Here is a 17,288-nt window from a genome sequence, read left to right as displayed (position 1 = left end):
ACGTCCGTTCAGAGGGGCTCTGCCAAGAGCTCCCGGGGTGCTTCTTTTTTTTGCAAGCCGGAATTCGCCCAATTTGATGTAGCAAATAGCCCGTTTTTGAATAACATACGGTATACATGCAAGAGCCTAGGAGGAAACAACCATGGAAAAAAGCATGACAACCGAAAAAGTTACAGCACCAGAACAGACGGATGCTAAAACACTATGTCAAAAGCATATGCATCGTTATGTATGCGTATGGGTGAAGGACGGGACAATGTATGACGGCATTGTAGAGCATGTGGATGATGAAAAGATATACTTAGCCGTTCCTATGGGTGGAGACGAGATGGAGAATGTCAATGTTAATCTCCCATATCCGCCTAATAATTGTGGCTGCGGCTCCCGTGCTTATGGTGGCTATGCGTCTTATCCTCCGTATCCGTATCCGTACCCATACCCGTATCCAGTACCTGCTTATGCATATGGGTTCCCATACGGACGCCGTCGCTTTAATCGTTTGATTCTGCCACTTGCAGCGTTGACAGCGATTAGCTTGCTGCCTTATTACTAATCCTATTTCCTTAATCGCCAGACATAGTGAATTCTCTGCTCTCTCCCGCCTACAGTTCTTGTGCAGTACAAGTGACTTTAAGGCGCATCCATACATTATCACCATGCAAGGCTGCTTCTTCCATTATGAAGAAACAGCCTCTTTTTCACGTAAAACATTCTGAATATGATCCAATAATTGAAACTGTATCAGTACAGTTCAAAAATGAGGTATCCTGTTTATCCATAAACCATGATAACATCTAGCGTGTAAAGAAACATAAGACGGAATAAGCATGTAATGAGTATGTAAAGAGCAGGTGGGAGGATATTGTGAAAAAATACGTTTCAATTTTATTGGATATAGAACTTAAAATTCGCGAGGGACAATATAAATCAGGTTACAAGCTGCCGTCGGTCCGTGAGGCTTCTGAATTATACAGGTGCAGCAAAAGCACGATTCTGCGGGCATATGCTGAACTTGAGAAGAAACACGCCATCTATTCCATACCGCAAAGTGGATACTACGTAGTGGAAAATTCGGGCGATTTACACCATAGCCACATTCAAGACTCCGTTGATTTTGCTTCGGCCTCCCCGGATTTGAATGTATTCCCTTATCTGGATTTCCAACATTGTTTGAATCAGGCTATTGACACCTACAAATATCATCTGTTCACTTATGGCGATTCGCAAGGACTGGAAACACTGCGTCATACGTTGGTTTCCCATTTGGCTGATACTCAGGTGTTTGCAAAAATGGATCGGATTATCGTTACTTCGGGTGTTCAGCAGACATTGGAGATGCTCGCTAAAATGCCGTTTCCCAATGGCAAAGAAAAGGTTTTGGTCGAGCAGCCAAGTTACGATATATATTTGCGTTTTCTGGAGGAAGAGAACATACCCGTCAGTACCATCGTCCGGACAGCGGAAGGTATGGATTTTCACGAATTGGAGAATCAATTTAAGAACGAGAGCATCAAGTTTTTTTATACCATGTCAAGATATCATAATCCATTAGGCGTCTCTTACAACACAGAGGAGCGAAAAGCGATAGCTGCCTTAGCTGCCAAATATGATGTGTACATCGTAGAAGATGACTATATGGCAGATTTGGGAACCGATCATCTTTTTGATCCCATTTATGCATACGACCAGACGGACCATGTTATTTATTTGAAAAGCTTCTCGAAAATCATTTTCCCCGGCTTACGATTAGGAGTTGCGGTATTGCCAGAAGTCTTATTGAAGACGTTTAACACTTATAAAAGATATGTCGACACATCTATTTTGTCTCAGGCGGCGCTTGATATTTATATTAAAAATGGAATGTATGAACGCCACAAGCACACGATATGTAAACTGTATTCGGAGCGCGTTCGCGCTCTTAACAAGGCTGTGGAACGATACAATCAGGCCGGATACGTTCAGACTTCAGCTGTAACCTCAGGAGTTTATATACAGTTTAAACTGCCTCGGACGGTGAATTTGGAACGCTTGGTACAGTGTCTTTCCGCGAGGAACATTCAGGTTGTAGCTGGCAAAGGCTTTTATTTATCAGGCTATAGGGAACAAGAGAAATTTTTGCGCATAAGTATTTCGCGCGCACAGTTGGATCAAATTGATGCAGGGGTGAAAGCCATTATAGAGGAAGTTAGTAAGGGGAACTGGTATTAAGACCCTTTTTCCGTTATGATACATAAAGAAACATAAGTATAACCAAACATGGCTGTATATGTTTCTATTCAGTGTGGGAAATACATAACTTTGAATGCCGAGAGCAAGGGCTGCTTGTGTCTATTTGCTTATGATCGGCTCACTGCCAAAGGAGGGGTTTGAATGGACGATCTGTTTTTGAAAATTGTGGATGGAACCATCCCCAGCAAGAAGGTGTTGGAAACCGACAATGTGCTCGCATTTCATGACATCCAGCCTGCGGCGCCAGTACACGTGCTCATTATTCCAAAAAAATATATTCCTTCGATGAACGCTGTGACAGAGGAGGATCTTCCTCTTATTGCGGAGATTCATCGTGTTGCGGTTGAGGTTGCGAAAAAGTTAGGAATTGCCGAGTCTGGCTATCGGTTGATTAACAACTGTGGCCCGGATAGTGGACAAGCGGTGGGGCATCTGCATTATCACTTACTGGGCGGCGCCAAATTGGGTGCTTTGACAAGTATTTCGGACTCACATTCTTAAAAAATGACAGAGCTTGTCTTTTCAGTAATACGGATGTGAATGGAGAAAAATGGCCCTTTATGTATTCATTTTTTCTTATAGGTTGACACCTGGTTTCCGTTTCACCTATAATAAAATTTGATGAACCGTGTTATTGCTCTTGGACGGTCTGGTCGGAGGGAGGGAAAACTGGTGTCTGAAACTAAAGTTCGCAAAAACGAGACAATTGATGCTGCACTTCGTCGCTTTAAACGTTCCATTGCTAAGGATGGCGTATTGGCTGAGGTGAAGAAACGCAAGCATTATGAAAAGCCAAGCGTAAAGCGCAAGAAAAAGTCCGAGGCTGCTCGTAAGAGAAAGTTCTAGGAGGATCTAAGCAATCATGAATTTGAGCGAACGATTGAACGAAGATATGAAGCAAGCAATGAAGAGTAAGGACAAGTTCAAACTCTCCACCATTCGAATGGTTCGTTCTACGATTAAAAATCTTGAAATAGATTTGAAACGGGATTTGGACGACAACGAAGTGCTTGATATTCTGAGTCGTGAGATCAAACAGCGAAAAGATGCCCTCCATGAATTTGAAAAAGCCGGTCGTGATGAACTTGCGACAAGCACTAAAGCAGAAATAGAGATCATCGCTCAGTACCTTCCCGAACAACTTTCTGAGGAAGAAATTAAAGTTATTGTACAGCAGACCATCCAGGAAACCGGTGCTTCTTCGAAAGCCGAGATGGGGAAAGTAATGACGGCCTTGATGCCTAAGGTAAAAGGCCGCGCTGACGGTAAGCTCGTGAACCAAGCGGTTCAGCAATTTCTGCAATAAACCTGCGACAAACAGGAAAACACAACACCCTCTGTTTACAGAGGGTGTTATTTCTATATATGCGATGCCTACCATAGAATGTAATGGTGAGAAGATTCCTTTATGTAAGCGCTATTATTAATTGTGTGAAACGTGATGTCCGTTGAGTGCGTAAAGTATCTGACAGCCGTCAGGATTAGCAATATACCCAATAATTTCACATTAAATCCTGAAAACTGTATAGTTTGTCTAACAAAGTTTGGTATGCTGTAACATAGAAAGATCGAAAGGGGGAGAGAAATGCATAGAGAACATCACCACTCCAGTCGCAAATTGATCTTTTTAACGTTGTGGATTATGGTATCCGTTTTGCTGTTACCCTTAGTTCATACCGAATCAGCGGCGGCCCAAACTAAAAGTGGAGCTGTGTTTGTTATACCAGTTGATCAGGAAATTGAGCAAGGTCTGGGCAAATTTATGGAACGTGGATTTGCAGAAGCAGCAGATTCCAAAGCAGGTCTGATTTTACTGGATATTAACACTCCCGGTGGACGGGTAGATACAGCGGAGAAGCTGGGCAAACTGATTAAAGACAGTCCGATTCCGACCGTAGCCTATATAAGGGGCGAAGCGGCCTCAGCGGGTAGCTATATTGCGTTGAGCGCAAACAAGATTGTTATGAAACCGGGGAGTATTATCGGAGCAGCAGCGTTAGTAGACGGTAGGGGGCAGGCTATCACAGATCCAAAATCGGTAGCTTGGTGGAAGAGTAGCATGGCATCTGCCGCAGAAGCTGGCGGACGTAATCCAGATATTGCCAGAGGTATGGTTGACTCCAAAACAACCGTATCTATTCCGGAGATGAACTTTAATAAGGAAAATGGTCAGATCATTTCTTTAACCAGTGAGGAAGCACTGAAGTTGGGTTATGCGGATCACATCGCGTCTTCCGAACAAGAAGTTATCCAGTGGATGGGTTACAGCACGGCTGATGTAATTCATGTGGAGCGAACATGGGCTGAAAAAGCAGCCGAGATATTGACCAACCCAATTGTGCAGACGTTGCTTTTATTTATCGGTATCGCGGGTGTCGTTATTGAGCTGCTCGTACCCGGTTTTGGTGTGCCGGGAATTTTGGGCATACTCGGATTTGGTTTGTATTTTTTCGGCAATTATATCGCTGGTTTTGCAGGTTCAGAGACGTGGCTGTTGTTTATTATCGGTCTGGCTCTGCTTATACTTGAAATGTTCATCCCAAGCTTTGGTATTTTGGGCATTTTGGGTTCAGTCAGCCTTGTCGCCGGAGTTGTTCGGGCAGCATACAACATGCAGCATGCGTTTATATCTTTGGGCATTGCCTTTGCAGCTGCGGTTGCTGTTGTGGCGATTATCGCGGTTGTATTCAAGGACCGAGGGATATGGAACCGTTTTATACTTAAAGAAAGTTTAACGGCTGAACAAGGCTTTTCTTCAGTTGTGAACCGGGAAATGCTATTAGGTCAACGGGGTGTCAGTCTGACACCACTTCGTCCAGCCGGAACGGTGCTGATCGCTGATGAGCGAGTCGATGTTGTAACGAACGGCGAGTTTATTGCTACAGATATGCCGATTATAGTATCCAAAGTAGAAGGTGGGCGAATTGTGGTCAAGGCTGACACTAGCGTCTAAACAAGTAAATAACAAAGAATTAGATTAATGGAGGATGATGCGAGTGTTCGAATCGGGTATTGTCAGCGTTTTGCTGATTGCCGTTGTAGTGATTATTGTATTGAGCGTATTTTTCAGTTTCTTCCCGGTGATGCTGTGGATTTCAGCATTGGCTTCGGGTGTGCGTATTGGCATCATTACGCTGGTAGCTATGCGGTTACGGCGCGTCACGCCAAGCCGAATTGTCAATCCGCTCATTAAGGCAACCAAGGCGGGTCTGGGATTGAACATCAACCAGCTGGAAAGCCATTTTCTCGCAGGCGGGAATGTAGACCGAGTGATCAATGCGTTGATTGCTGCCCAGCGTGCTAACATTCCGCTTGAATTTGAACGTGCGGCTGCGATTGACCTTGCGGGACGGGATGTTCTGCAAGCGGTCCAAATGAGTGTTAATCCGCGTGTTATTGAGACACCTACTGTTGCAGCGGTCGCCAAGGATGGTATCGAAGTGAAGGTTAAAGCTCGTGTTACCGTGCGTGCCAACATTGATCGACTCGTCGGGGGTGCCGGAGAAGAAACGATTATTGCACGGGTCGGTGAAGGTATCGTTACAACTGTAGGTTCCAGTAATTCGCATAAGGACGTGCTGGAGAATCCGGATTCAATTTCGAGAACTGTATTGTCCAAAGGTTTGGATGCCGGGACAGCATTTGAAATCCTGTCCATTGATATTGCGGACGTTGATGTAGGTAAAAACATCGGTGCTTTTCTGCAAACAGAGCAGGCGGAAGCCGACAAACGTATTGCGCAGGCAAAAGCAGAAGAGCGGCGTGCGATGGCTGTAGCGCAGGAGCAGGAAATGAAGGCACGTGTCGTAGAAATGAGAGCACGCGTGGTGGAATCCGAATCTGAAGTGCCGCTGGCAATGGCTGAAGCATTGCGTGGCGGGAAACTTGGCGTCATGGACTATATGAATTTGAAAAATATTGAGGCGGATACGCAAATGCGTGGCTCCTTAGGCAAACCGAATGATAACTCGGGGAATGATAACAAGAACCGGGATTAATAACGGGACATAGCCGATGAATTACGGCAGCTAGGTGGTGAGTAATGAACTTTATCAGCTGGATCTTTGAGCATTTGTATATCCTGATCGTGATTGGCTTTGCTTTGGTGTCCTTTTTGGGGAAAAGCATCCAAGGTACAGGGCGGAAATCACCGCCGCGAAAAGGTATGCCTACCTTTGGGGGTGATCATGGTTCTCGCGGGCCCTCGACGTCATCCAGACCCTTCACAACGGAACATGGGCAAGAGCAACGCCAGCAGGATGTTGCTGGTGAGTTGCAACGTCAATTTCCTAATGAACGACGGGCGGTTATGGAAGCTCGTCGTATAGAAGAAGTGGGCGATCGGTCGGAAACAGAAGGACGGATGGACCGGGATTCATTAGATAACGGTTCGACTCTAGAGGATCGGATCCGTGCTATGGAAGAAGAACGCAGGTTGGTTTTAGCCCGTCTCGATCGTATATCCAACGCGAGGGAGTCAGGGGAAATTACAGATGCGCCAGAGATAGCCTCGCAAGATCGTAATACGGTGGATACGGCTGATCTGCGCAGAGGTGTGATTTGGGCAGAAATATTGGGTCCTCCGCGTTCCAAGCGCTATATGGGTGGAGGAAGACGTTAAAATGATAGGGGATCCGTCACAGCTTTGGCTGTGGCGGATCTTTTTTTTTGTGAGCTTTAGGAATAATACATAAGCATGCTCAGAATAAAAAATGAATTAACGACAAATGCTCTAATTACCTGACAACGAATGTGATAATCCCTTGTGCGCCCTAGGTTTCTCACATTTGTTGTCATCTAAAATGGTGGCATTTTGTCTAATTTAGAGTCTCATTTATGAAAATATATTCGTGAAAAATGATCAAATGTAACAATATGAATGGAGCTTTCCGAAAGCAGTTTTCATTTTTTCTTTTTTATATATAATGTTCTCAATGATAGATACTTATGAAATTTACTCCAAATTTAGCTAAAATTTGATTTATATCGAGGTGATAAAACAAGATTATAAAAATGGAAAAATAATTTTTAGGAGGATGGGATGGATGGGAAATAGCTTGTTCAGAAAGAAGAGCATTGATCAGTTGATTGCCGCTACGCGGGGGGAAAAAGCACTCAAAAGGGAACTGGGTGCGTTTGATTTAACGATGCTTGGGATTGGAGCCATTATCGGAACGGGGATTTTTGTGTTGACAGGTACGGGAGCAGTTACGGCTGGTCCAAGCTTGGTACTTTCTTTTGTGATTGCGGGACTCGCCTGTTTATTCGCAGCATTGGCTTATGCGGAGTTTGCATCCACCGTTCCAGTATCCGGTTCTGTTTACACTTTTACATATGCTACGATGGGGGAACTATTGGCCTTTATTATTGGATGGGATTTAATTTTGGAATACATGCTGGCAGCCAGCGCTGTTTCCGCAGGTTGGTCGGGTTACTTTGTATCATTTTTGAATGGAATTGGCCTTCACATTCCGCTTGAATTCACTGCTGCACCGGGGACTTTAAAAGACCAAACTACTTATTTTAATCTCCCAGCTTTTTTAATTTTGATGGGTATCACGTTCTTGCTTTATTTTGGGATAAAAGAATCAAAACGGATAAACAACTTCATGGTAATTGTAAAGATTATTGTTATTTTATTATTTATCATCGTTGCTTTTAAATATGTGAAGCCAGATAATTGGACACCATTTATGCCGTTTGGGTTCAGTGGGGTATTTGGAGCCGCAGCTCTTGTGTTTTTTGCTTTTATTGGTTTTGATGCTGTTTCATCAGCGGCTGAAGAAACCAAAAATCCCGCTCGTGATTTACCACGAGGGATCATTTTCTCACTCGTTATTTGTACGTTTTTGTATGTCATTGTTAGCGCGATTATGACTGGTATAGTACCGTTTATGCAATTTGAAGGTATCTCTCATCCAGTTTCATTGGTATTGCAGGTTGCGGGCCAGAACTGGGTTGCGGGTATTGTAGATATAGGAGCTATCTTAGGGATGACAACGGTCATGTTGGTAATGCTCTATGGTCAAACTCGCATTATGTTTGCTATGTCACGTGACGGTTTAGTCCCCAAGGTATTATCCAAGGTTCATTCAAAATATAAAACGCCCTACATTAACACGTTGTTTTTTGGTACTTTATCTGCATTAATGGGTGGGCTGATCCCGCTAGATGAGTTAGCTAGTTTGGTGAACATTGGAACCTTGTCAGCATTTATTCTGATTTCGGTCGCCGTCATCGTTATGAGAAAAACACAACCTGACTTGCCAAGGGCCTTCCGATGTCCTGGAGTTCCGTATATTCCGATCCTGGCTATCGTTTCATGTGGGGTGCTCATTCTTAATTTGAATGGTCAGACATTTATTCGCTTTATTATTTGGCTTGTCATTGGTATGGCTGTTTACTTCTTATATTCTAGAAAAAATTCTCTTTTGAATCGAGATACCGAAAAATAACCGTGTCATCTAATGAAAATCAAAAAAAGACAACCTTGTTTTCGATATAAAAACGAGGCTGTCTTTTTTGTTTGAATTTTAAAAGGACACATCTTCTTCCTCTGCAATATAGCAGCTGCTGCGAATTGTAAGTTTAGCCTCATAAATGCGGGGACTGGATCATAAAATGTACAGTACAGATATCTGTGGCGCTGGTGTAATGGCGTTCACTGATAATAAGAATATAAGATGAAAAGCCAGCAGCGTAGCTGCCATGAAACATCTATGGGTACCGAATGGCAATAACAGAAGATGAAAAAATAGCAGCGTGCTGTCATCAAAACAACGATTAGCCGTTGGATAACAGATGTTTTGATGACAGGAAAGGAGATTTCGCCGTATGAGCCGGATGAGCCGCAAACTGCGAAAGTGGGCCAGCGAGACGCTGGAGCTTCCGCAGGACATTCTATTTGACCTGCCGCGGTTAACCCTCATCGGCAGCCGCCAGCTTTATGTGGAGAATCACCGGGGCGTGGTGGATTTCACACCGAATCAGCTCGTACTTGCACTTGAGAAAGGCAGGCTGCGGGTGTCCGGCCATGATTTAGTCATTACGTCTATTCTGCCAGAGCAGGTAAGTGTGGAGGGACATATAACAGATATCCAAATGGAAGGAACGGAGGAAGGCTCGTGAAACATCCTGCTTTAGCAATACTGCGTGGCACGGTTACCCTTGCTGTCAAGGGCGAAAGTGTGGAAGCTTTCATTAATTTACTCACCGATCACCATATACCTGTTTGGAACGTGCGGCCGATGGGTACTAGACATGCAGAAATGAACCTTCTGCTGCCGCACGTCTTCCTCCTACGCCCGCTTTTGAGAAGGACAGGCTGTAAAATGCATGTTCTGAAGCGGCAAGGGCTTCCCTTTACTGTTATACGACTTGCCAAACGTAAATTTTTTATGGCTGGATTGGCTTTGTTCTGGATAGGTCTCCTGCTGATGTCTTCGCTTATCTGGGACATTGAAGTGAAGGGGAATGATAAGCTCCCGACGGAATCCGTTCTCAAAGCCGCCCGACAGGAGGGGCTGTATCCGTTTCAATGGAGCTTTCGTCTTTCCAGTCAAGACAAGCTTTCCCGTGCGCTCATGCAGAAGCTTCCAGAGGCATCCTGGATCGGTGTGGAAAAACAGGGTACTTTGGTAACGATTCAGGTTGTTGAAGCTTCACAGCCTACCCCTGCGCCGCTCTACAGCCCACGTCATATCATCAGTAAGGCAGATGCGGTAGTCACTGAAATTTTTGCCGAGCAGGGTCGTCCTGTCGTGCATAAAAATACGCGTGTCAAAAAAGGAGCCATTCTCATCTCGGGAACGCTTGGAGATGAGGAGAATCAGCAGCAGGTCGTAGCCAAAGGAGAGGTTAAGGGTCTTGTATGGCATGAATACGAAATTAGCAGTCCCACGATGCAACGCAGCAGCACGTATACAGGCACCAGTCACGACCGCTTGTATCTGGTGTTAGGAAACCGTGCGATACAATTGTGGGGATATGGGAAAATACCTTATTCTACACATAAAACAACAGTTGAACATGATCCGCTAACATGGCGTTCCTACAAACTTCCGATGGGTTGGATGACCGAAAGTGTGAGGGAGACAAAGATACAAGAGCAGAAGCTTACGGAAGCAGAAGCGAAAATGTCAGGAATAGAAGGCGCGCGAGCTGATATTTTAGCTAAATACGGCAAAGGAACGAAAATAATGAGCCAAAAAATTTTGCATGAGAAGAGAGAGAATGGTAAAGTTTATATGAAAGTGCTTTTTGAAGTGGAGCAGGATATTGCGGAAGAACTTCCGTTAGTTCATAACCAAGGAGAATGAGGCTATTTGGCAGAACAACAACGCAGCATACAAATTGCATTGAACAATGCGGGAGAAGGACAGGCGTTATTTGGCCCGCAGGATTCCTTTTTAAAATTAATTGAAGCCGCTATTCCAGCAAAAATAGCATCTCGTGAGGCAGAAGTTAATGTTTTTGGTAATGCTCACGAGGTGGAAGTGCTCGAACAATTGTTCGATGTATTACTCCAGTTAATTCGCAATGGGTATATACTGACCGAAAGGGACGTCCATTATGCGATTGAATTGGCAAAAGATTTGCGCGCTGATCAGCTGCTGGATTTGTTCAAGGGTGAAATTACGACGACGTTCCGGGGGAAGCCGATTCGCGTCAAAACGATTGGACAAAAGCACTATGTAACCACGATTAAGAAACGCGATATTGTATTTGGAATTGGCCCGGCGGGTACGGGTAAAACCTATCTGGCTGTAGTGCTGGCCGTAGCTGCCCTGAAGGAAGGTTCAGTCAAGCGCATTGTACTGACTCGTCCTGCGGTCGAAGCAGGGGAGAATTTAGGTTTTTTACCAGGGGATTTGCAGGAAAAGGTTGATCCGTATTTACGCCCATTGTATGATGCCCTATACGATGTGATGGGCCCAGAGCAGACTGCAAAGGCACTGGAGCGCGGGTTAATAGAAATTGCTCCTTTGGCTTATATGCGGGGACGTACGCTGGATGATTCATTTATTATTTTGGACGAAGCGCAAAACACCACACCCGAGCAAATGAAAATGTTTTTGACTCGACTTGGTTTCGGCTCCAAAATGGTCATTACCGGCGATGTTACGCAAATTGATTTGCCTCGTGGCAAAAAATCCGGTCTGATTGAAGCGAATGCGATTTTACAAGGGATTGAAGAAATAGGCTTTGTCCAGTTTGCAGAAGAGGATGTTGTCCGTCATTCCCTAGTTCAAAAAATCATTGTTGCTTATGACCGTATTGCTGAAAATCATGGATAGACATTCAATCACGAGTATGGTGTGTACGATCAGAAAAAGTATAAAATGAGCAGTGTAGCTGCCTTGAAAAAGATGATGGAGAGGGATTGTTTTAGATGACCTCGAAGGAATTATCTAAAGGGAAAACGTTCCAGCATAGAATGAATGGATGGAAGTATAGCGTGGCGACACGCTATCTTCTGTTTTTATTTTTGGTGGTTCTTTTTTATGTAGGCTTTGCGTCCAAGCTGCTTCCCGAGCGTTATGACATTCGGGTAAATCAACCGAGTGAAAAGGAAATTGTCGCCCCGATGCAGCTTCCTAACAGTAAGGCGACTTTGAAGGCTCAAGAGGAATCAGCTGAACGTGTGCAGCCCATGTATACCATTGTGCCAGTCCGCAACGATAACCTGATTACTGGTATTTTGGATCGAATTGAACGGCTCAATCAGGATGATCAGGTTTCCAGAGCAGATAAGATTTCGATTTATAAGGATGAGATTCCGCAACGTGCACGGGAATTTGTGCAAAATTTTGTGAATAACAGCCGTAATGCGGATGCCTACCCAGATAAGTTGCTGGATGAAGTGCTGGAAAAAACGAAAGAGCAAACGTACCGAATTCCAGAGGAGACATTCATTAAAATTCCGCGCCTTACATCTGAGGATATTGCTGAAATGCGGCCTGTCGCCCGTGAGATTGTGACAGGGTTGATGAATGATCAAATTACGGATGCCCAGACAGCCCGAGCGAAGGTAGCAGAGCGGGTTAGTACAAGCTTGCTTACTAAGCGTACTTCACGGGAGGTTGTTCAGGAACTTGCAAGGCTTGTGATTACCGCCAACAAGTTTTATGATGATACAGCTACGAAGGACGCCAAGGTACAGGCTCGTGAAGATACACCGACAGTTTACATTAAACAGGGTGAAGTACTCGTCAAGAAGGGTGAGATTATTACCCAGGAAATCTACACACTGCTTGATGAAAATGAATTGCTCAAGGATAAAATCAATTATTGGCCACAATTTGGACTACTGATGTTGTCTATGATGCTGGCATTGGGCTTGTTTATGTATATTCGTCAATTCCAATCACGAACACGAAACTTCAAGTATAATAATGCACAGTTGCTCATGCTAGTATTAATCTTTGTGATTACAGTGGGAGCAATGATGTTAATTTCCATACTGCAGAACAGTGAACGTTCCTATCTCGGCTATCTGGCGCCTATCGCGCTTGGAGCTATGCTTGTAACGCTGTTGCTTGATATGTCGTTGGCTTTCGTATGTGCCGTTATATTCAGTATATTGGCAAGTGTTATTTTGAATGTCCGTCAGGGACAAATTTTTGACTTTAATTTTGGGTTTTTTGCTCTTGTGGTCTGTCTGGCAGCGATTTTCTCTACCCATCGAGCCAGCCAGCGTTCAACACTGTTCAAAGGGGCGATCATGGTATGCCTGTTCGGGGCCCTGTCTGTTTTTTCTCTGGCACTGATTGACCAAGGGAATTGGACTCAAACGACGACGCTCTATGGGGTAGCTTTTGCTTTTGCAGGCGGTCTGATAACAGCAATACTTGTTATTGGGCTAATGCCATTTTTTGAGTCTACCTTTGGTATCTTGTCGGCATTGAAGCTTGTTGAGCTGTCGAATCCCAACCATCCATTGCTCCGCAAGCTGCTTACGGAGACGCCGGGAACGTATCATCATAGTGTAATGGTGGGTAATCTGTCAGAGGCCGCAGCGGAGGCTATAGGAGCAAACGGCTTGTTGTGCCGGGTTGGTTCGTATTATCATGATATTGGTAAAACCAAGAGGCCTTCGTACTTCATTGAAAATCAAAATGGGTTGGAAAATCCACATGATACAATAGAGCCCAAGCTGAGCAAATCCATCATTATCGCCCATGCTCGTGACGGGGTGGAATTGCAATTGGATTACAAGCTACCCAAGCCAATTCGCGATATTGCCGAGCAGCACCACGGAACGACATTCTTACACTATTTTTATCACAAGGCGTTGCGTGAGGCTGAAGAGCGGGGGGTTGAGCCTGACTTCACGGAGGATGATTTCCGTTATCCGGGACCGAAGGCTCAGTCTAAAGAGTCTGCTGTAGTGGGAATTGCTGATAGCGTGGAGGCAGCAGTTCGTTCCTTACGGAAGCCGACGGTGGAACAGGTAGAATCCATGATTGAGAAAATTATTAAGAGCCGTCTTGATGATCACCAATTTAACGACTGCGAGCTGACCATGCGGGAGCTTGATATCGTGGCTCAAACCCTCAAGGAAACAGTAATGGGGATTTTCCATTCCCGTATTGAGTATCCAGAGGAAAGGCCCAAGTCTGAAAACGGAAAAGCTTAATATAACTTGTGCACGAAGCACGGTTAGAGCACTAGAATTAAAAGGAGCGGTTGGCATGGGCCTTCAATTAGCTTGGAATAATGAACAAAACGATATGGTAATTAACGAATCCTTGATTACGCTGCTGAACACCTTATTAGAGGGGGCAGGCAAAGTGGAAGGAGTCACAGACGGTGAGGTAGCCCTTACCTTCGTTAATGATGAGCAAATTCATGAGTTGAACAGGGACTATCGGGGAATTGATCGTCCCACCGACGTGTTGTCTTTTGCTATGAAGGAGACACTGGATGAAGAGCTTGAAATTATTTACGAACCGAATGAAGAAAATTCATTGAATGATGTACCGGATGTTCTGGGGGATATTATAATCTCTGTACAGACAGCGCAAGCTCAGAGTGAAGAATACGGACATTCGATTGAGCGTGAAATCGGTTTTTTGTTTGTTCACGGCTTTCTGCATCTGTTAGGCTATGATCATCAGGATGATGCGAGTGAAGCTGAAATGATGGGTAAACAGGAAGCTGTACTGGCTCAAGCGGGGTTGACAAGGTAATGAGACGTCAGCCTTGGAGAATGACCTTTCGCTATGCGGCAGAAGGCGTGATGTATGCTCTGCGTACGCAAATAAATATGCGGATACATGTGGCCGTGGCGCTCCTTGTCATTGTAGCAGGCTTAACTCTGCACATCTCCCGGCTCGACTGGTTATTCGTCTGCGTGGCTATCGCTATAGTCATTGTAGCCGAACTGTTCAACACCGCTGTTGAAGCAACGGTGGATCTCATCTCACCTGATATTCATCCGCTGGCCAAAGCGGCTAAAGACACCGCCGCCGGAGCCGTGCTCCTGGCAGCGGTTTTTGCTGTAATTATTGGTATATTTGTGTTTTATAGGCCTATGTTGACGTTAATTGGCTCGCTGTTTTAATGGAAAAACCAAAATAAAATAGGTGCTTAATCGCGCTGGAGGAAATGAAATGGCTAAGAAACACTTTAAATCAGGCTTTGTCGCAATTGTTGGCAGACCCAATGTCGGAAAATCAACACTGATGAACCACGTCATTGGGCAGAAGATCGCCATTATGTCAGACAAGCCACAAACTACACGCAACAAAATTCACGGCGTATTTACTACAGAGGACACACAAATTGTATTTTTGGATACACCCGGGATTCATAAGCGCCAGTCAAAATTAGGCGATTACATGAATCAGACTGCTTTTAATACGTTGGGTGAAGTAGAAGCGGTACTTTTTCTTATTGACGCTGCTGAAGGTCTAGGCGGTGGCGACCGTTTTATTGCGGAACAGCTTAAACAAGTAAAAACGCCAGTTATCTTGGTGCTGAATAAAATTGATCGCATTGAGCCGGAAGCGTTGTTGCCCCTGATTGAGCAGTATCGCAAGTTGTACGACTTTGCAGAAATCATACCGATCTCGGCCAAAATGGGCAACAATGTAAACACCCTGCTGGAGCAGGTGCAAAAATACTTGCCAGAAGGTCCGCAATATTATCCGGACGATCAAATTACCGATCATCCAGAACAGTTTGTCATCTCCGAACTAGTTCGGGAAAAAATTCTGCATATGACACGTGAGGAAGTACCCCATTCTATTGCGGTTATGATTGAAGACATGAAAGTGCAGGATAATGGGGTAGTGCATATTATGGCTGTTATTTTTGTAGAGCGTGACTCCCAGAAGGGGATCATTATCGGCAAACAGGGAGCCATGCTCAAAGAAGTGGGCAAACAGGCTCGCCAGGATATCCAAAACCTGCTAGGCTCCAAGATTTTTCTGGAACTTTGGGTTAAGGTCAAAAAAGACTGGCGCAACCAGGAACGCGTCCTTCGTGACCTTGGCTTCCATCGCGACGTCTAAAAGCACGGCAGGACTCTATAGCCACTTTAGTTTAAAGGGCTTTATTAAGGCTTAAGTCGTTTTTTATTAGATACGTATGTTTTTTTATGAACATTATAAAAAGCCGTACCGATCCTCCGACAAAAGACGTAAAAGTAACAGTTTTTTGGTCATTCAAAGCGCTGCACATATGCGGCGCTTAACTCTTGCTCTTTTTACCCTTTTCTTCCAGTGATGAAATAATGAGTGTGTTTAAAAAAAGGTTAACTGTATGCACTAGCGTAGCGGTGTTACAAACCTCATACAGTAGCCTTTTTCAACGTAATCCATTAATTTCATCGCATACTTCTCCCCTCTTCGCATCATCCTATTTTTGAGATGCAAACGTCATTTCCGAAGAAAGGATGAATACGATTGCGAGATTTTTCGTGGAAGTATTTTGCGATGACTGGAGATGTCGGTGCGTATCTGTTATATCGGGAGAGCGCCGTGACAAGGGAGCAAGACACGGATGAGGGAGAGTCGGACGAGCATGAAGAAGCCCGTGAATAGTACAAGCCACTGGCTTCTTCGCGAATGTTTGGGGGAAGAGGCATGCTTTACAGGGTGGAAGGAATCGTCATCCGCAGCATGGATTACGGTGAGGGGAACAAAATTATTACGCTTTGCACCGAAAGCGGAGGTAAAGCAGGCGTGCTGGTCAGAGGTGCAAAAAAGTCCAAAAGCCGTCACGCTGCTTTAACGCAGCCGTTTACGTACGGTGAATTCGTTTTTTTTCGAAACACAGGCTTAGGCACGTTGAATGCCGGTGAAATCATCCAATCCCACCATACATTACGCGAGGATATTACTAAAGCTGCTTACGCTTCTTATGCTTGTGAATTACTCGATCGGGTGTTACAGGATGAGGAAACAGGCGCGTTCTGGTTTAAGCAGCTTAAAGCATGTTTGGAGGCGCTGGAGAGTGGCAAAGATCCGCTGATCGTCATGAGTATTTATGAATTTAAAATATTGCAGGCGGCCGGATATGCTCCTCAGCTTGATGCATGTATTTCAAGTGGTCAACAATGTGCTGATGAAGATATGTTTGTCAGTCCGAGGCTGGGCGGAGTTTTGTGTCGGAGCTACAAGCATTATGATCCAGCTGCATTGAGCGTGACTCCACGTACATTGAAGTTGCTGCGCTTGTTCGCCAGAATGGATTTGAATCGGCTCGGCAACATTGACGTAAAGGAATCCACAAAGCTGGAGATCAAACATGTCATGCGTCAGTTCATGGATATGCAGTTGGAGGTCAAGCTGAAATCCCGAAATTTCTTGGATCAGCTCGACAAGTACGATATGTGAAACGCCTTATTCTCTTGACTGTATTGCTGAAAACGTGTAATATCCTACTATATATCTCCTTCGGGAGCAGATGCATTGAACGAGAAAGTAGCGGGATGTATTCTCTGTAATTAGCGAGTTGGGGACGGTGTAAGCCCAACGGGAATTCTTCGTGAACAAGGCACTCGGGAGCGTCTGAATGGACACGGAAAAGAGGATTACGATCTGATTGGTGAT

General features: G+C 44.7%; 18 protein-coding genes. All 18 read left to right on the top strand.

What is annotated here, in order from left to right:
- Window positions 1-142 precede the first annotated feature (142 nt).
- The 18 genes from KAI37_RS17420 (at window position 143) to recO (ending at window position 17,072) form a co-directional block, all read left to right on the top strand.
- On the top strand, window positions 143-553 hold the full coding sequence (locus tag KAI37_RS17420) for a hypothetical protein (protein WP_025722133.1): 411 nt from the start codon (window positions 143-145) through the stop codon (window positions 551-553).
- A gap of 311 nt (window positions 554-864) precedes the next feature.
- The gene (locus tag KAI37_RS17415; protein ID WP_220029893.1) at window positions 865-2,208 is read left to right on the top strand and encodes an aminotransferase-like domain-containing protein; all 1,344 of its coding nucleotides are present in this window, start codon (window positions 865-867) and stop codon (window positions 2,206-2,208) included.
- Between the two features lie 162 nt (window positions 2,209-2,370).
- Complete coding sequence (locus tag KAI37_RS17410) at window positions 2,371-2,730, top strand: histidine triad nucleotide-binding protein (RefSeq protein ID WP_025719801.1); 360 nt, start codon at window positions 2,371-2,373, stop codon at window positions 2,728-2,730.
- 171 nt (window positions 2,731-2,901) lie between these two features.
- A complete protein-coding gene (rpsU, locus tag KAI37_RS17405; protein WP_005547957.1) occupies window positions 2,902-3,075 on the top strand; it encodes a 30S ribosomal protein S21 in 174 nt (57 codons plus the stop codon).
- A gap of 16 nt (window positions 3,076-3,091) precedes the next feature.
- Window positions 3,092-3,535, top strand: coding sequence for a GatB/YqeY domain-containing protein (locus KAI37_RS17400; protein ID WP_013311146.1), 444 nt, complete (start codon window positions 3,092-3,094; stop codon window positions 3,533-3,535).
- Between the two features lie 279 nt (window positions 3,536-3,814).
- Window positions 3,815-5,182 carry an NfeD family protein gene (locus tag KAI37_RS17395; RefSeq protein WP_071641829.1) on the top strand — a complete coding sequence of 456 codons (1,368 nt, stop codon included), beginning with the start codon at window positions 3,815-3,817 and terminating at the stop codon, window positions 5,180-5,182.
- 43 nt (window positions 5,183-5,225) lie between these two features.
- A complete protein-coding gene (floA, locus tag KAI37_RS17390) occupies window positions 5,226-6,227 on the top strand; it encodes a flotillin-like protein FloA (RefSeq protein WP_269467284.1) in 1,002 nt (333 codons plus the stop codon).
- A gap of 44 nt (window positions 6,228-6,271) precedes the next feature.
- Window positions 6,272-6,850, top strand: coding sequence for a hypothetical protein (locus KAI37_RS17385; RefSeq protein ID WP_071641825.1), 579 nt, complete (start codon window positions 6,272-6,274; stop codon window positions 6,848-6,850).
- 424 nt (window positions 6,851-7,274) lie between these two features.
- Window positions 7,275-8,684 carry a branched-chain amino acid transporter BcaP gene (gene bcaP, locus KAI37_RS17380; RefSeq protein ID WP_220029892.1) on the top strand — a complete coding sequence of 470 codons (1,410 nt, stop codon included), beginning with the start codon at window positions 7,275-7,277 and terminating at the stop codon, window positions 8,682-8,684.
- A gap of 379 nt (window positions 8,685-9,063) precedes the next feature.
- Entirely contained in the window at window positions 9,064-9,357 is a 294-nt protein-coding gene (gene yqfC, locus KAI37_RS17375) for a sporulation protein YqfC (RefSeq protein WP_023989488.1), read from the top strand.
- Entirely contained in the window at window positions 9,354-10,547 is a 1,194-nt protein-coding gene (gene yqfD, locus KAI37_RS17370) for a sporulation protein YqfD (RefSeq protein ID WP_220029891.1), read from the top strand. The genes yqfC and yqfD overlap by 4 nt, the downstream gene beginning before the upstream one ends.
- 6 nt (window positions 10,548-10,553) lie before the next feature.
- Window positions 10,554-11,525, top strand: coding sequence for a PhoH family protein (locus KAI37_RS17365; RefSeq protein WP_013311138.1), 972 nt, complete (start codon window positions 10,554-10,556; stop codon window positions 11,523-11,525).
- A gap of 95 nt (window positions 11,526-11,620) precedes the next feature.
- Window positions 11,621-13,867, top strand: a complete 2,247-nt coding sequence (locus KAI37_RS17360) for an HD family phosphohydrolase (protein ID WP_220029890.1) — start codon at window positions 11,621-11,623, stop codon at window positions 13,865-13,867.
- A 55-nt stretch (window positions 13,868-13,922) separates the two neighbouring features.
- Window positions 13,923-14,420 (top strand): rRNA maturation RNase YbeY, encoded by a 498-nt coding sequence (gene ybeY, locus KAI37_RS17355; RefSeq protein ID WP_220029889.1) that lies wholly within the window; start codon window positions 13,923-13,925, stop codon window positions 14,418-14,420.
- A complete protein-coding gene (locus tag KAI37_RS17350; RefSeq protein WP_220029888.1) occupies window positions 14,420-14,794 on the top strand; it encodes a diacylglycerol kinase family protein in 375 nt (124 codons plus the stop codon). Before ybeY ends, KAI37_RS17350 begins: the two co-directional genes overlap by 1 nt.
- 49 nt (window positions 14,795-14,843) lie before the next feature.
- A complete protein-coding gene (gene era / locus KAI37_RS17345; protein WP_071641807.1) occupies window positions 14,844-15,746 on the top strand; it encodes a GTPase Era in 903 nt (300 codons plus the stop codon).
- 393 nt (window positions 15,747-16,139) lie between these two features.
- Window positions 16,140-16,277 (top strand): YqzL family protein, encoded by a 138-nt coding sequence (locus KAI37_RS17340; RefSeq protein WP_013372137.1) that lies wholly within the window; start codon window positions 16,140-16,142, stop codon window positions 16,275-16,277.
- 42 nt (window positions 16,278-16,319) lie between these two features.
- Entirely contained in the window at window positions 16,320-17,072 is a 753-nt protein-coding gene (gene recO / locus KAI37_RS17335; RefSeq protein WP_025722121.1) for a DNA repair protein RecO, read from the top strand.
- Window positions 17,073-17,288: the final 216 nt, after the last annotated feature.

Origin of the sequence: Paenibacillus sp. S25 (genome assembly GCF_019454085.1) — a bacterium.
GTDB classification, from domain to species: domain Bacteria; phylum Bacillota; class Bacilli; order Paenibacillales; family Paenibacillaceae; genus Paenibacillus; species Paenibacillus polymyxa_B.
The sequence above is the reverse complement of the archived record's forward strand: the minus strand, read 5'-3'. Positions and strand labels throughout refer to the sequence as shown.

Excerpts from the sequence above, each read along its gene's own strand:
- KAI37_RS17420 (WP_025722133.1), top strand. The coding sequence starts at position 143 with ATGGAAAAAAGCATGACAACCGAAAAAGTTACAGCACCAGAACAGACG.
- KAI37_RS17410 (WP_025719801.1), top strand. The coding sequence starts at position 2,371 with ATGGACGATCTGTTTTTGAAAATTGTGGATGGAACCATCCCCAGCAAG.
- KAI37_RS17400 (WP_013311146.1), top strand. The coding sequence starts at position 3,092 with ATGAATTTGAGCGAACGATTGAACGAAGATATGAAGCAAGCAATGAAG.
- KAI37_RS17395 (WP_071641829.1), top strand. The coding sequence starts at position 3,815 with ATGCATAGAGAACATCACCACTCCAGTCGCAAATTGATCTTTTTAACG.
- KAI37_RS17385 (WP_071641825.1), top strand. The coding sequence starts at position 6,272 with ATGAACTTTATCAGCTGGATCTTTGAGCATTTGTATATCCTGATCGTG.
- bcaP (WP_220029892.1), top strand. The coding sequence starts at position 7,275 with ATGGGAAATAGCTTGTTCAGAAAGAAGAGCATTGATCAGTTGATTGCC.
- yqfC (WP_023989488.1), top strand. The coding sequence starts at position 9,064 with ATGAGCCGGATGAGCCGCAAACTGCGAAAGTGGGCCAGCGAGACGCTG.
- KAI37_RS17360 (WP_220029890.1), top strand. The coding sequence starts at position 11,621 with ATGACCTCGAAGGAATTATCTAAAGGGAAAACGTTCCAGCATAGAATG.
- ybeY (WP_220029889.1), top strand. The coding sequence starts at position 13,923 with ATGGGCCTTCAATTAGCTTGGAATAATGAACAAAACGATATGGTAATT.
- KAI37_RS17350 (WP_220029888.1), top strand. The coding sequence starts at position 14,420 with ATGAGACGTCAGCCTTGGAGAATGACCTTTCGCTATGCGGCAGAAGGC.
- era (WP_071641807.1), top strand. The coding sequence starts at position 14,844 with ATGGCTAAGAAACACTTTAAATCAGGCTTTGTCGCAATTGTTGGCAGA.
- recO (WP_025722121.1), top strand. The coding sequence starts at position 16,320 with ATGCTTTACAGGGTGGAAGGAATCGTCATCCGCAGCATGGATTACGGT.